12 protein-coding genes are annotated in these 15680 nt (G+C 41.8%); 6 read left to right on the plus strand and 6 right to left on the minus strand.

The genetic code is table 11. From position 1 onward, the window contains the following. Positions 1-399 precede the first annotated feature (399 nt). Positions 400-2031, minus strand: coding sequence for an FMN-binding glutamate synthase family protein (locus PQO05_RS17425; protein ID WP_273628709.1), 1632 nt, complete (start codon positions 2029-2031; stop codon positions 400-402). Positions 2032-2206: 175 nt separating this feature from the next. Here PQO05_RS17425 and PQO05_RS17430 point away from each other — a divergent pair, with 175 nt between their 5' ends. Then, positions 2207-2743 carry a YceI family protein gene (locus PQO05_RS17430; protein WP_273628710.1) on the plus strand — a complete coding sequence of 179 codons (537 nt, stop codon included), beginning with the start codon at positions 2207-2209 and terminating at the stop codon, positions 2741-2743. Between the two features lie 59 nt (positions 2744-2802). Here PQO05_RS17430 and PQO05_RS17435 read toward each other — a convergent pair whose 3' ends face one another. Then, the gene (locus PQO05_RS17435) at positions 2803-4002 is read right to left on the minus strand and encodes a PAS domain S-box protein (RefSeq protein WP_273628711.1); all 1200 of its coding nucleotides are present in this window, start codon (positions 4000-4002) and stop codon (positions 2803-2805) included. 195 nt (positions 4003-4197) lie between these two features. On the opposite strand from PQO05_RS17435, the gene PQO05_RS17440 reads away from it, so the two are divergent. From PQO05_RS17440 to PQO05_RS17450, 3 genes are all read left to right on the plus strand, one after another. Next, positions 4198-4818, plus strand: coding sequence for an L-threonylcarbamoyladenylate synthase (locus tag PQO05_RS17440; RefSeq protein WP_273628712.1), 621 nt, complete (start codon positions 4198-4200; stop codon positions 4816-4818). 453 nt (positions 4819-5271) lie between these two features. Continuing rightward, positions 5272-6531 (plus strand): nucleoside permease, encoded by a 1260-nt coding sequence (locus tag PQO05_RS17445; RefSeq protein WP_273628713.1) that lies wholly within the window; start codon positions 5272-5274, stop codon positions 6529-6531. A gap of 204 nt (positions 6532-6735) precedes the next feature. Next, positions 6736-7962: a DUF3667 domain-containing protein gene (locus PQO05_RS17450; RefSeq protein ID WP_273628714.1), complete on the plus strand. Its 1227-nt coding sequence runs from the start codon at positions 6736-6738 to the stop codon at positions 7960-7962. A 213-nt stretch (positions 7963-8175) separates the two neighbouring features. Here the strand turns inward: PQO05_RS17450 and PQO05_RS17455 are convergent, their stop codons facing one another. The 4 genes from PQO05_RS17455 to PQO05_RS17470 form a co-directional block, all read right to left on the minus strand. Continuing rightward, positions 8176-9339, minus strand: a complete 1164-nt coding sequence (locus tag PQO05_RS17455; RefSeq protein ID WP_273628715.1) for a zinc-dependent alcohol dehydrogenase — start codon at positions 9337-9339, stop codon at positions 8176-8178. A 156-nt stretch (positions 9340-9495) separates the two neighbouring features. After that, complete coding sequence (locus tag PQO05_RS17460) at positions 9496-11781, minus strand: glycoside hydrolase family 3 N-terminal domain-containing protein (protein ID WP_273628716.1); 2286 nt, start codon at positions 11779-11781, stop codon at positions 9496-9498. Positions 11782-11825: 44 nt separating this feature from the next. After that, positions 11826-13595 (minus strand): glycoside hydrolase family 9 protein, encoded by a 1770-nt coding sequence (locus PQO05_RS17465; protein ID WP_273628717.1) that lies wholly within the window; start codon positions 13593-13595, stop codon positions 11826-11828. Between the two features lie 159 nt (positions 13596-13754). Then, positions 13755-14369: a porin family protein gene (locus PQO05_RS17470; RefSeq protein ID WP_273628718.1), complete on the minus strand. Its 615-nt coding sequence runs from the start codon at positions 14367-14369 to the stop codon at positions 13755-13757. 144 nt (positions 14370-14513) lie between these two features. Here PQO05_RS17470 and PQO05_RS17475 point away from each other — a divergent pair, with 144 nt between their 5' ends. Both PQO05_RS17475 and PQO05_RS17480 read left to right on the plus strand, forming a co-directional pair. Then, a complete protein-coding gene (locus tag PQO05_RS17475) occupies positions 14514-14990 on the plus strand; it encodes a response regulator transcription factor (protein WP_273628719.1) in 477 nt (158 codons plus the stop codon). A gap of 120 nt (positions 14991-15110) precedes the next feature. Then, positions 15111-15647: a DUF4199 domain-containing protein gene (locus tag PQO05_RS17480; protein ID WP_273628720.1), complete on the plus strand. Its 537-nt coding sequence runs from the start codon at positions 15111-15113 to the stop codon at positions 15645-15647. The last annotated feature ends 33 nt before the right edge of the window (positions 15648-15680 follow it).

A 15680-nucleotide genomic window follows, 5' to 3' on the forward strand; every position in this document is an offset into this window, starting at 1 on the left:
CACTCTATATATCATAAAACATTAGAAACCATGAATACTTCAATCATCATCGCAGGCATCGTAGCACAAGCAGCTCCTTTATTCTTCATCGTTAAAATCATTGCCGCTAAATTGAATAACTAATAAAACCGAAATCAATCATTCACAATTAAATTTTAGAAATCATGAATCACGCAATTGTAATCGCAGGTATCGTAGCTCAGGCAGCTCCTTTGTTTTTTATTGTTAAGATTATTGCAATAAGACTTAAATAGTACTACGACACGTCATGCTGTCCCGATAGCTATCGGGATTATTTCAGCAGCCCACATGCTGAGCGAACCATGCAAGTTATATACCTGTCCTGTGGGATCCCGATCCCAACGATAGTCGGGACAGGATGAGGATCGGATAAACTAATCAACCATTAACCTGGTTAACAACCACACTCCCAACCTTACTATAATCGGGTACAAAAGTATCCTCGCTGCTTAGGGCCATATCGAGCTCAAATTGTGCCGGATAAGGGGTTTGCAATAAACTACCTATCGGGATATAAGGAAACAACTCCGCATAAGTCTGGATCTGATTGGGGCTTATCCTTCGGTAAATATACGCACGGTGCAAATCGCAAGGCGTACGCAGGCCACCGGCACCAATCATCTGCACCGCACTGGCCACCGTCTCCTTCTGAAAATTGGCTACACGCACTTTCTTATCATCCACAACCAGGCCCTTCATTAAACTTTTATCTTGTGTGGCAACTCCGGTTGGGCAAGTATTTTTATTGCACTCCAAGGCCTGTATACAACCCAGGGCAAACATCATTCCGCGGGCACTGTTGCACATATCGGCACCGAGTGCAAAATTCTTCACCAGATCAAACCCTGTCGCTACTTTGCCTGAAGCTATAACTTTAATATGTTTCTTTAAATCAAACCCGGTTAAGGCATCGTACACAAAAGCCAAAGCTTCGCGCAACGGCATACCTACCGAGTTGGCAAACTCTAAGGGTGCGGCACCTGTACCACCCTCGCCCCCATCAACCGTAATATGATCGGGGTAAATACCTGTTTTCACAATGGCTTTACAAATGGCCAAAAATTCACTCTTATGGCCAACGCACAATTTAAAGCCTACAGGTTTACCGCCCGATAATTCGCGCAGTTTTTGGATAAAGTGCATCATTTCTATTGGTGTTCTGAATGCTGTATGCCCCGGAGGCGATACCACATCCTGCCCCATCTCTACCAATCTGATCCTGGCAATTTCGGATGTAACTTTTGCGGCGGGTAATATACCACCATGACCAGGCTTTGCACCTTGCGATAACTTAATCTCTATCAGCTTTACCTGCGGTTTGGCAGCACGTTCGGCAAAGGCATCGTAATCAAACGTACCATCCTTATGGCGGCAGCTGAAATAGCCGGTGCCTATCTGCCAGATAATATCACCGCCCGGTTCGAGGTGATGGTCGCTCAAACCGCCTTCGCCTGTGTTATGGGCAAAGCCGCCAATCTTAGCGCCGCCGTTTAAAGCCAGTATGGCGTTTTCGCTTAACGAACCAAAACTCATGGCCGAAATATTGTATACACTGGCCGAGTAAGGCTGCGTACACTGCGGCCCACCGATCAGTACACGTGGCGCGCTATTTAGCTCTTTATGATCTATGGCCGCAATGCTATGGTTTAACCATTCGTAACCATTCTGATAAACATCCAACTCGGTGCCGAATGGACTGGTATCATCAACCTTTTTAGCGCGCTGGTAAATTACACTGCGGCTCTGGCGGTTAAAGGGTGTGCCATCTGTATCGCTTTCTACAAAATATTGGTAAACCTTTGGTCGAAGCTCTTCGGCCAGGAACCTGAAATGCCCGAATACCGGGAAGTTACGCACGATACTATGTTTCTGCTGAAGCAGATCATACACTCCTATTAATATTATAGGGCCGATGATAACGAACGACCATACAGCCGGTTTCCACAAAATAGTCCATCCGGCTAAAACAAGCAGGATTATGATTGATGATACAATGAATAGCTTCCTCATGGGTTACAGATATTTAACAAATTAAAGCAACAAAAATCACATAAATGAGTTAGTAAGTTCACAAAGCAATCAGTATTTTGAATTGATTTGTTTACGCAGTGTAAATTAGCATTATTAATAATACATGTTTAAACATATAATCATATATTTGATTCAATAAAACAATCATATTACCATGGCAACAGAAACAAAATGGGTTTTAGACCCAATGCACTCAGAGGTTCAGTTTAAAGTTAAACACCTTGTAATTTCTACAGTAACTGGTTTCTTCAAATCATTTGAAGGTGAAGTTTTAACTGAAAGCGATGATTTCCAGGATTCAAAAATCGACTTTTCTTTAGATGTAGCAAGTATTGATACTACTCAAGAAGCACGCGACCAACATTTAGCTGGCCCAGATTTCTTTGATGCTGCTACTTATCCAAAAATCTCTTTCAAATCAACTTCATTGAAAAAAGTTGACGACAGCGATTACGAACTGGTTGGCGATTTAACCATTAAAGGCATTACTAACTCTGTAAAATTAAACGTTGAATTTGGTGGTACTGCTACTGATTTTTACGGTAACACTAAAGCAGGTTTCGAAATCACTGGTAAAATTAACCGTAAAGAGTTTGGTTTAACCTGGGAAGGTATCACCGAAGCAGGCGCTATCGTTGTAGGCGAAGACATTAAACTGATCATCAATGCTCAGTTTGCTAAACAAGCTTAATTATAATATTTAATAGCAAAAAAGGCCTGGCAATAATTTGCCAGGCCTTTTTTGCTATTCTAGTTCTCCAACTCTGTATCTATCCTGCCCGCAATATCTTTCACCATGCTATCTAAATTAATGGCACAGGTGTTAATCATTTTGATAATGTTGTCTTTCTCTTCCTGCGTATGCGCTTCGTTGTAAAGATTAAATAAACCTAAAATAGAAGCCACGGGGCCGCGTATCTCGTGCGAGTTTACCCAGGCTATATCCTGCAACATTTTGTTTTGCTGTTCAATCCTGCTCTCACGCTCCCTTTGGTCGGTAATATCCTGTAACGATCCCACCACGCGATAAGGCTTGCCATCTGCATATTCTAAACGGGCTACATGATGGATGTAGCGGGTTTGCCCATCATGCAACCTGATACGATGTGTAACATCAAAGCCCTTCCCTGTCCTTATCAATGTTTCCGAAGCTTCTATCATAGCAGGCCTGTCTTCGGGGTAAATGTGCGCCAGGTATACATCAAACAAGTTCTCATTGGGTTGCGGAATATGGTCGGTGATCTTATACACCTCGTCCGACCATTCCAATCGTTTTTCATCCAGATAAAACATCCAACCGCCTAATTTGGCGAGCAATTGGGTATCGCTTAGCCTTCGTTTTTCATCCTGCAGCTTGCGGTTCAGCATTTTTAACTCTTTTTCATAAGCTACCTTCTCTGTAATATCCTTGGCTATTACCATGATGTAAGGCTTGTTATTAATAATGAGTTTCTGCGAATTAACATTCACATGCAGGCGTGTACCATCAGCCTTAAGATGAGTCCATTCCGAGGAAGTAAGGCTATCTATACGGATCTTATTAATAGCCTCCAAAGCCTTAGGGATATCTTCGGCAGGGCGAATATCCAATGTTGTTTTCTGCAGAAATTCTTCTTCGGAATAACCATAAATTTTAACTGCTGCTGAATTAACAGATACAAATTTCAAGGTGGTTAAATCGTAGATCCACATAGGGAGCGGATTACCCTCATACATGGTACGGTATTTCTTTTCACTTTCTTTAAGGCGCATTTCGTCAACCTTAATTAGTTTATAGAATAGCAGTCCGGTCATTACAACAAAAAAGTACCCCTTGCAGCTGCTTAAAAGCAAAAGTGTTAATTTAGGCACACCGGCCTCCAGTAAAAAAAGCGCTTTATCGCTAAGTGTTATCCATAAAACACTTAATGCAACGTAAATAATGCAAATACGTAAAGCACCAAACTTCATGCGCGAACTCCCTATCTGTGGTTTATATTGGTTTATAAAATTGGTATTTGGCTATACAATGTAAGCATATTATTAAACAACTATTAACAAACTATGTGTTGATTATCAGCAGAAAATAGAATAATAATATAAAATGCATTATTTAGCGGCTGCATACTTTTTAAAACCAATTGTTTTTATGTTTGCTTTAATATTATGCTGATTAAAATCTACCCCGAAAACCCTAACCCTAAAGCCATTGAACAGGTTGTTGATGTATTGCGCAAGGGTGGAGTAATCATATACCCTACCGATACCGTTTATGGTTTGGGCTGCGATATTACCAACCATCGAGCCATCGAAAAAATTTGCCGCATCCGTAACATTAAACCCGAGAAGGCTAATTTTTCTTTCGTATGTTATGACTTGAGTAATATTGCCGATTATACCAAACCCATCGATAATACTTGTTTCCGCGTGTTGAAGAAGGCGCTGCCCGGCCCGTTCACGTTTATATTCAACGCCAGCCATAACGTACCTAAACTGCTAAGCAGCAACAAAAAAACGGTGGGTATCCGTGTGCCTGATAATGATATTGCCCGCGAAATTGTAAAGGTTTTAGGCAACCCGATAGTATCAGCCTCTATCCACGATGATGATGATATTATTGAATACTCCACCGACCCGGAACTGATCCATGAGAAGTACGAAGATTTGGTTGACCTGGTAATTGACGGCGGATATGGTGGCAACATTGCATCAACGGTTGTTGATTGTACCTCCGGCGAGTTTGAAGTGCTGCGTGAAGGTAAAGGAGATTTGGAGATGTACCTGTAAGAGAGAAGCAGGAAACAAGAGACAAGAAACAAGACTTTGTGCGTTAAGGATAGAAGCGGATACCGGCTTGTGATTAAGGCCTGTGCAGTATGAGCGGATAGCCTGACCCGTAGGTGGACGCCCATATTAAGAGAAGCAAGAAACGAGAACCAAGAAACAAGACTTTAACTATCTCGTTATTGCTGTAGAAGAAATCCCCGACCGACAAGGCCGCTCTGTATAGTTCGCGATTGCTTCGTACCTCGCAATGACGTACCGTTTAACTTGTACAAAATATTTCGTTAATTCATAAATTCAGTTAATTCTGATTCAAGACATTCCTCCGGCGTAACATTATTCTGCGTCTCACGCCATAATACTGTAATCTATCCACATCATTTTCGCATTTCGCAATATTTCAGTACTTTTCACCATTAATTTACACTGTAATAATTTGTTTTAAACCCGTGCTGTATGAATATTAAGTTTCGCTTAATAGTAATGAACTTTCTGCAATTTTTTGTCTGGGGATCGTGGTTGCTCACTATTGGCAATTACTGGTTCACTAACAATTTGGGTACGGGGACACAATTTGGCGCCATCTTCTCTACCATGGGTATTTCGGCCATATTTATGCCTGCCCTTACTGGTATTATTGCTGATAAATACATTAACGCCGAAAAGCTATATGGCATTTGCCACATTTTAGGTGGCCTGGTTTTATGCAGCATCCCGCTGATTAAAGATCCCGTTATATTTTTCTGGGCCATGTTGCTTAACATGATATTTTACATGCCAACCCTATCATTATCAATAACGGTTGCTTATTCTGCTTTAAAAAATGCAGGTCATGATGTGGTAAAAGTATACCCACCTATCCGCACCTGGGGTACTGTAGGTTTTATTGTGGCTTTGTGGACAGTTACACTTACCAATAACGAAACATCTTCTAACCAGTTTTACATTGCAGCCGCGGTGGCTTTTGCACTTGGGATTTACGCTTTCAGCTTACCTAAGTGCCCGCCATTATTAAATAAAAATACTTCAAAATCACTTGTAGATCAACTGGGTTTAAAGGCCTTTACCTTATTTAAAACTCCTAAGTTTGCTATATTCTTTGCTTTCTCTATGTTATTGGGCGCTGCTTTACAGTTAACTAATGCTTATGGCGATGCTTATATCGGTGAGTTTAAAACAGTAACCGCTTACCAGGCAACCTTTGCAGTAAAGCACCCGGCATTTATTATGTCGATCTCGCAAATGTCTGAGACGCTGTTTATCTTAACCATCCCGTTCTTTCTGCGCAAATTTGGTATCAAGAATGTAATGCTGTTCAGCATGCTGGCCTGGGTATTACGTTTTGGCTTATTTGCATTTGGTAACCCGGCAGATGGGTTGTGGATGATCATTCTTTCATGCATTGTTTACGGCATGGCGTTCGACTTCTTTAATATCTCCGGTTCACTATTTGTTGAAACGCAAACCACGCCCGAGATTAGAGGTAGCGCCCAAGGTTTGTTTATGATGATGGTAAACGGCTTTGGCGCACTATTTGGTAGTTTGGCAAGTGGTGTAATTATCGATAAGTTTTTTACCCTGGCCGATCATAGCCGCAACTGGCATGGTATCTGGCTAACATTTGCGGCTTACGCCCTTGTTATTGCTGTTATATTTCCGTTTGTATTTAGGTATAAACACAATGCGGCACTTAAGCATGCCATACAACATGCGTAAAGCATAAAATCAATAATACAAAAGCCCATTCGATATTATCCGGATGGGCTTTTGTGTTTTTGGAGATTGATTATTGCAATGTTTAACTTATTATTTTGTGTTTTTTATAAAAGCAGCAGGCATTTTTCCTATTTTTAGTGGCACACACATTTTAATAAACATAAGCACCTTATCCCCATGTATTAATGGGAAGCAATTTTAATTATGAAGAAACACTACCGCCATGAGAACGACTGTTTAAACTGCGGCACCCAATTAGAAGGGAAATTTTGTCATCACTGCGGCCAGGAGAATTTACAGATCAAAGAAAACTTTGGTCACCTGATGAACCACGCCATCAGCGATTACTTTCACTTCGACCACCAGTTTTTTCATACCCTAAAACCGCTGTTATTTCAGCCGGGCAAGCTTACTAACGAATACATGGCCGGCCGCCGGGTACAATACCTGCACCCTATTAAAATGTACATTTTTATTAGTTTGATTTTCTTTATCCTGATATTTAAGCATAACCAGGAAGAGAAAAAAGACGATATAAAAAATCTGAACAATGCAGAGAAGGCAGCTATCCTAAAAAAGAAACTGGATGCCAATCCTAACCTTACTGATTTGCAAAAAAAGGTTATTGAATCTGCAGCACTTAACGGAGAAAATGTAAAAATTGATTCATCGGCCAAAAAGCCGGGAACCAGCACAACAGCACTAACCTTTAATAAAGATACGCTTGTAAAAATTAATACCAATAAAGTATCTGCTGTGCAGAAACCTAAAATCAAAAACCCGGATACCACTATACAGGCAGGCCTTACTACAGTTAACGTAAAAAAACACAAGAGTAAACACAAGGATAATGACGATGACGAAGATGACAATTCATTCTTTACCCGTTTGTTTGATAACAGCGCCGATTCTACTTATGAGGATTATCAGGCGTCTCAACTAAAACTTCCTGCTGCCGAGCGTGATGGTTTTTTTGAACGTATGGCCATTCGTAAACAGTTTGCCTATAAACAATATGGCAGCCGCGCTAAAGAAGTGTTTACTGATGAGTTAAAACACAACGTACCTAAAATGATGTTTGTGTTACTGCCTTTATTTGCCCTTATTTTAAGGTTTGCTTTTTGGCGAAACCACAAGTTTTATGTGGAACACTTGATCTTCTCGTTCCACCTGCATTGCTTCTTATTTTTGTTTTTAGCGATAGTAATGCTCATTAACATGTTACCAAACGTAATGCACCTGCATGGCTGGGCAGATTTTGCAGCCGTTGTTGGCATCACCCTCTATATCTATAAAGCACTTAAGGCTGTGTACCAACGAAGCCGTTTCAGAACTATTAGCAAGATGATAGGAATATCTTTTGTGTATTTCTTTGTGTTTACTTTCTGTATGCTTGGGCTGGTGCTGATTACTGCGGTAACAGCGGTTTAAGAGACTGAAGGAGAAAGGATTGAAAGACAAAGGAGAAAAGAGAAAAAGGATAAAAGTAAGACTACAAACTAAAGAAATAGCATTTATCAAGTTCTTTTATCTTTTCGTCTTTATTCTTACATCGTCCTCGCTCTTTGCATCTTTTGTCTTTCCGTCCTTTCTCCTTGCTCTTCCCGTCTTTTTGTCTTTCCGTCCTTCCTCCTTTGTCCTCAATTATGCCCAGGGGTTAAGTACTACTTTAACACAGTCTTCCTGCTTATTTTTGAAAATGTCATAAGCATGGGATACCTGGCTGAGCGGTAAGCGGTGCGATATAATATCATCCAATACCACTTTTTCCTGTTTGATTAAATCGATCAGGTGATCTACATAGTTTAGTACCTGTGCCTGGCCTTGTTTAATAGTAATACCCTTATCAAACATTTGCCCAACAGGGAAATTATCAAAAGGCGTGCCGTATACACCTACAATGCTTACGGTACCGCCACGACGAACTGCTTTGAAGCAAGTTTCAATCACTTTCATGGTCCCCTTCTCAAAGTTGATGGTTGCTTTAACCTTATCAAGGAATGAGCGTTCGGCCTCGAAACCTACAGCATCAACACAAACATCGGCACCACGGCCACCTGTCATTTCGCGGATAGCTTCAACTACATCAACTTCGTGTGGATTCAGGGTTTCTACCTTATTGGCTTGTTTAGCGCGTGCTAAGCGATAATTTAACGGGTCGATGGCTATTACGCGACTTGCACCGTTTAGCCAAGCCGCCTTTTGTGCCATTAAGCCTACCGGACCAGATCCAAAAATAGCTACTACTTCACCGCCTTTCAACTGCGCCCAGTCAATTGCCGACCAGCCTGTAGGGAAGATATCTGACAGGAAAAGTACCTGCTCATCGGTCATGTTATCCGGCACAATACGCGGGCTTACATCGGCATAAGGTACACGCACATACTCGGCCTGGCCTCCGCTATAACCACCATATAAATCGGTATAACCAAATAAGGCACCACCTTTTTGATCTACCAGGCCACCTTCAGGCCCATAATGTTCATGGTTAGAGTTTTCGCAATGCGGCGAAGCGCCATGGGTACAAAAGAAACAATGCCCGCAAGCAATCGGGAAAGGTACTACTACCCTATCACCACGTTTCAGATTTTTAACGGATGGGCCAACTTCTTCTACAATACCCATAAACTCATGACCCATCACCATATCTTTCGCCTGTGGGATACCGCCATCAAGAATGTGCAGATCAGAGCCGCAAATAGCTGTCGCGGTTACTTTTAAAATTACATCCCCTGCATTTTCAATGGTAGGATCTGGTACTGTGGTACAGGTAATATCACCCGGTTTGTGAAACACTGCTGCTTTCATAGATAGTTTTGTTTAGTTTTTGTTTAGTTTTTGTTATAGGACAACATTATTTACAAACTATAGTTTATATTATTTAACTAAAACGATAATTATAAAAGCAAAAAAGGCTATCCTGAAATCAGGATAGCCTTGGGGATTATAGTAGATTGATTGATTTTACAATTTACCGGTACGCGCCGCAACCGGTTTTGCCGACACGTAGTTAAAGCTTTGAGTTTGATCGCCCAATTGGATCTTAAACTCGCCCGGTTCGGTTACCGATTTGCTTTCATCATTAATAAAAGCCAGATCGGCCGGGGTAATGTTAAAGCTTACCGTTTTAGTTTCACCCGGTTTCAGGCTGATCTTGTCGAATCCACGTAAACGTTTGGTATCTGGTGATACGCTGGCATACAACTGACTGATGAACAATAACACCGACTCCTTACCTTCACGTTGACCGCTGTTGGTTACATCGACAGAGATTTTTAAAGTCTGCCCATCTTTCAAATCAGGGTTGTTCAGGTGTACATTACCGTAACGGAAAGTAGTATAGCTTAAACCATAACCAAACTCATATAACGGATTGTAACCGTGGCTATCATCCGAGTTACCATTCTCTAAGTTTTTGCGATAGTAATTAACCAGCGCGTTGGCATACCTCGGATAAGTAATAGGCAACCTGCCCGAAGGGTTTACGTCGCCGAACAAAATATCAGCAAGGGCATCACCGCCTTCGTTGCCTGAGAGGTAAGTCATCACAGTAGCAGCAGAAAGGTTATCAGCCTTAGTCATGATACGCGGGCGGCCTTCGGCCAATACCAATATTACAGGTTTGCCGGTCTTAGCCAGTTCGGTAGCCAGTTGAATTTGTGCATCAGGTAAGTTCAAGTCATCAATATTACCTACGTTTTCGGTATACGATAACTCGCCCAAACAAAGCACAATCACATCTGACTTTTTAGCGGCCTTGATCGTTTCTTCAACATTGGTCAAAGTGTCGAATTTAGATCCTTCCTGGTAAGTTACATTATCATTGCCTACTTTTTTCTGGATAGCTTCCAATATGGTATTTTTATCGGCAGCAAACTTATCGCTCACATCGCCCTGCCAGGTATAGCTCCAGCCACCGTTTAATGAACGCATGGTATTAGCTGTTGGGCCGGTTACCAAAACTCTCACGCCTTTTTTAAGCGGCAATACATTGTTGTTGTTCTTTAAAAGCGTGATAGCTTCGCGCGCTGCCTGCACACTTGATGCACGGAACTCCTCTGATCCAAATTTTGGATAATCATCCGGGTTACCAACCGGGCGATCGAATAAGCCTAACTCATACTTCACTTTCAGGATACGGTGTACGGCTTGGTTAACACGCCACATCGGCACTTTGCCTTCGTGTACCAATTGTACCAGGTAATCGAAGAAAGTATACTCGTAAGGCACCATGCTCATATCCACACCGGCATTAACGGCAATCATCACCGCTTCTTTTTGTGAGGATGCTACGTGGTGGCGGGTGTACAGGTATTGAATATCTCTCCAGTCGGTAACAGCAATACCATCAAATTTCAATTCGCCGCGCAAAACGTCAGTCAGTAAATATTTGCTGCTGTGCACGGGGATACCGTTAATTTCGCCGGAATTGATCATTAATGTTTTTGCACCTGCCTTAACAGCTTCGGCAAATGATGGCAAAAAGTACTCGCGCATGTAACGATCCGGGATCCAGGCCGGGGTACGGTCTTTACCGCTTAATGGTGCACTGTAGCCCAGGTAATGTTTCATACAAGCAGCAACGTGATATTTATCGCCAATATCATTCCCCTGGTAACCTTTAATAATAGATGCGCCCATAGTTTTAACCACATAAGGGTCTTCGCCAAAGGTTTCGTAAATACGTGGCCACAGGGCATTTTTACCTAAGTCCAACACCGGCGAATAATTCCATGGGATATAACTTGCACGGGTTTCATAAGCCGTAATTTCGCCTGCCTTGTAAGCCAGATCTTTATTAAATGTAGCTGCCATCGCAATCTCATGCGGAAATAGCGTACTGCCTACCGTATACGTAACGCCGTGAATGGCATCGATGCCATAAATCACCGGGATTTTCAAGCGATCTTTAGCCGCCTCTGCTTGTATGGATACGATAACATCGTGCCAATGCTCGCGTGTATAAGCTGTACCGCTAACGTTTAATATAGAACCTACGTGATATTTCTCGATAGCTTCTTTTAGTTTAAAAACATCCAGCTGGTGAGTAGGTGCCCCGGTTTTTGATACCACATCGAGGGTTACTTCGGTCATCTGGCCTACTTTTTCTTCGAGTGTCATCCCGGCAATTAAAGCGTCTACTTTTTTATCGAGTGGGCTTGCCGATGCCACTACAGCTTTCTTAGACTGGGCCATCAGGCTGACCGAGCCGAATAACATGAGGCTGCAGATTTTTGTAAATCTTGTCATTTGTTTGGTTTTGATTGAGATTGTTGATTTGAGTTTCTTCTGAATTATTTCCTGTTTTTCTTCGTGACGCTTTCTATCGCTTGTATCGCATTGGCCAGGTATACAAACGGTGCATTCCAGTTGATGGCAATTTCATTTACGGCATACGCGCGGTCGTCGTCGATATAAGCTTCGTCAGGTACTTTTGATGCCGTAGGTATTTTATCCTGCATACCAGGATTGGGTCCGCCTGCCAGTAAACCCGGAACCGGCTCCTCTATCCCATCGGCAACAGATGGCCTGTGGTGCGGGTGCATCACCTGTTTATCGCCAAAGCCGGTTAAGTAACAATAGCCCGTACCATTTCGGCCTAAAAGATAATCGAGATTGGCGAGGGCATTGTCCAGATATTTCTGATCGCCATTCAATTTATAAGCCAATATCAAAGCCATCCCCTGGTTAGCTGCTACGGAGTTACTCCCCCATCCAAAGTTTTTGGCAGATTTATCTATTACAGTTTGATAAGCATCATCACTCGCGCCGGCAACCAGATTATCTGCAAATTTCAGAAAATCGATTTCAAGCCCCGGTAATTCATTAAAGGAAGTAGTTAATACAATATCCTCATGCTTCAGCAGTGTGTAATAGCCCATAGTGCGTACATCACTCCAGGTAGGTACAGTTATGGCTTCAACCGGTACTAACTTAATATACGGGGTATAAATATTATTTTTTGTGGTGACTAATAATTCGCAGGCCGCCCATACAAATTCGTCATCTACTTTATTATCGCCATAAGCCCCGGTATTAATCTGGGGCTTTTTGGTCTTATTCATTTTATCCTGATTGTACAGCACAGTTGGATTTTTCACAGCCCATTCCCAGGCGTGTATGGCTGCTTTCTGGCACGAATCTGCCAGCCCGGGTAACTGCTGCGGATATTTGGCAAAGATGCGACTCGCCTGAGCCATAACCGCGGCAAAATCTAAAGTGGCAGCTGTGCCTTTCTGCACTACATAACGGGGTGTGCTGGTTTGGTCGGGCATAACCATGCCATCAAATGCGGCGTTAGTTAGTTTGTGGTAAACGCCGCCATCGGCAGGGTCTTGCATAGTAAGCATCCAGCGCAGGTTCCAGAGCACTTCGTTTAAAACATCGGGCAGTTTATCGTTGCTTTCCGGGATGTTCAGCTTTACAGTTTGCATATAGGCCGGAAAATCCTCATACAACGATAATAGCGTTGCAGTAGAAATTCCGCTGTTTACAATATACTTGTTATAATCGCCTGCATCATACCAGCCACCGGGCGATGAGATCACTGTTCCCTCTTTACGATCTTTACTGGCAGCTGAAGAATGGATCAATACCTTATCATCGGGATGGCCTGCCGCCCTGTACCATTTGCCGGCATACTGTTCCTTCAATTCTGTGGAAGCCCTGATGTAGTAGAAACCTTTGATAGCACCATCGGCCACACTTTTAAGTGCATTGTTGGAGATAGAAAAAGTATAAGATTCTACTTTTTGCGGGATAACGAGTTTATAGGTTCCGGGAGTATTTAGTGCAGAGAAATTGGCGATGCCAGTATATTTTCCATTAAAGGCCTTACTTACTGAACGGCTGACGCTGCCCGTAAATACCTTTTTACCGGCTCCGGTCTCGATATAAAAAGCACCGCGATCGGTATTTAAAATAATCGCTTTTTTTGGGGCGTTGGGGTAAAAGCCAATCTGGTTTAAACGGATACTATCGGCGTTTTGGGCATTGGCTTGATTAAATGCCAGCAGCGAAGCTAAACAAGCAGTTATAAGCGAAAACTTGCTTCTAAATTTCATGAGCTATTGTACCTATTGTGTGTTGCCGAAAGGCCAATCAATACTAATTATCAGTCCGGGTGTAATTGGTTGATAAATATAGTGTAAATACTACAACAAGTACAATAGCACAAATGTAAACGTAGCATAGCACAAATGTTTCTGTGCTAGGCTAACTAATTATAAACCAAACAAGCGGTAAGCAACAGTAAGGTTAAACATGTTGATTTTAGCGTGGCCATCATCAGCAAAATTATCAACCTTGCTTAAACCTAACTCGTAACGCAGATCGAAGGAAATACTCTTGATATCTACACCTGCGCCAAACTGCCAGGCATAGTTCTGATCTTTATAATGCAGATCAGAAGCTTCAGTAAGTGCACCATGAATATCCTGATTTTTATCAATTGCAAAAGAAACCAGCGGGCCAGTATTTATACGCACTCCTAAAGCAGGTACTCCAAAGCGGGTGCCTATTAACAAAGGCACATCGATGCTTTTAAATTCGGCTTTATCATAAGCGCCTGCATCGTTTTTAAAAGTTACATTTTTGCTGGTGTAATAAAGCTCGGGCTGGAAGTGCAAACCTGCGCCGCCTATCCTTGCCCATACACCGCCTAAAAAACCTGCACGGTTATCGGTATTTAAATTATTGAATACATTACCCGATGTTGAAATATTAGAAAGGTTTACGCCTCCCTTAATCCCAAATTGAAACGTTGGCAGCAGTTGGGCTGATGCCATATTAATCGTCATGCCCACAAGCACAACCAATAGTAAAGTAATTTTTTTCATAGTGATAGTTTAAAATGTTATAACTGTAAACGGTATTTTTTGTGTTGCAAATATATAATAACTCAAAAAAACAGCCTTCTGCCATTTACAGACATTTTTTTCTCTTCAAAATATATTATTTTTAACTGATAAAGCCCTATTAGAATGCCCTCCAATATATTGGTAAAAAACAAACACCTCATATTGTACGGAACCGCACTGGCCGTATTATTATTGCTATTGAAGTGGCTGGAATATCGCCTGATATTGGTTGATTACGCTTTTGAGGCTTATGCCGGTGCCATCGCTATATTTTTTACTGCATTGGGCATTTGGCTGGCACTTAAACTTACCAAGCCTAAAGTAAAAACGGTAGTGGTAGAAAAGCATGTTTATATTGAGAATACAACAGATGAGTTTGCGATCAATCAAAACGAATTAGAACGGCTAAACCTAAGTAAACGCGAGCTTGAGGTATTACAATTAATGGCCGACGGCTTAAGTAACCAGGAAATATCCGACCGCTTATTTGTTTCCTTAAATACCATCAAAACGCATTCGGCAAAACTTTTTGAAAAGATGGAGGTAAAACGCCGCACCCAGGCTGTTGAAATGGCTAAAAGGCTTTGCCTTATACCTTAGTAATACTCATACTTTAGTATTAAATTGTATCCCGATTAGCAAAATCACCCGAAAGTATGAGCCTGATCAATTGTCGAATACTCAGATTTGTACCATCAAACCACTAATTAAATAAATGATATGAAAAAGATTGTATTTGTTTTCGGATCAATAGCCGGGTTAATTTTCATCGTGTGGATGGCCTTTATTTATACAGCCTGTTACGATCATCCCGATACACAGGCCAACATGTGGCTGGGCTACGGATCAATGATTGTGGCCTTCTCCTTTGTATTTGTGGGCATAAAAAGCTACAGGGATAAATATAATAATGGCCATATCGCTTTCTGGAAAGCATTTCAGGTGGGGCTTTATATTACGCTTATTGCATCAACCATTTATGTGCTGGCCTGGCTGGTTGACTACTACGTTTTTATGCCTGATTTTATGGATAAATACGTTGCCCACACCCTTGCCCAGGCTAAAAGCCACGGGGCAAGCGCAGCAGAACTTGATAAGCAAAGGGCATCAATGGCAAGCTACATACAGATGTATAAAAGCCCGTTTGGGGTTATTGTACTTACTTACCTGGAGGTTTTACCTGTGGGGTTGGTAATAACTTTAATTGCCGCATTAATATTAAAACGATCTAACAAGCAACAACCAATTATAGCTTAATATCATTTTATATCAACTCTTAAACATACAACA

This window comes from Mucilaginibacter jinjuensis (assembly GCF_028596025.1).
Lineage (GTDB): Bacteria > Bacteroidota > Bacteroidia > Sphingobacteriales > Sphingobacteriaceae > Mucilaginibacter > Mucilaginibacter jinjuensis.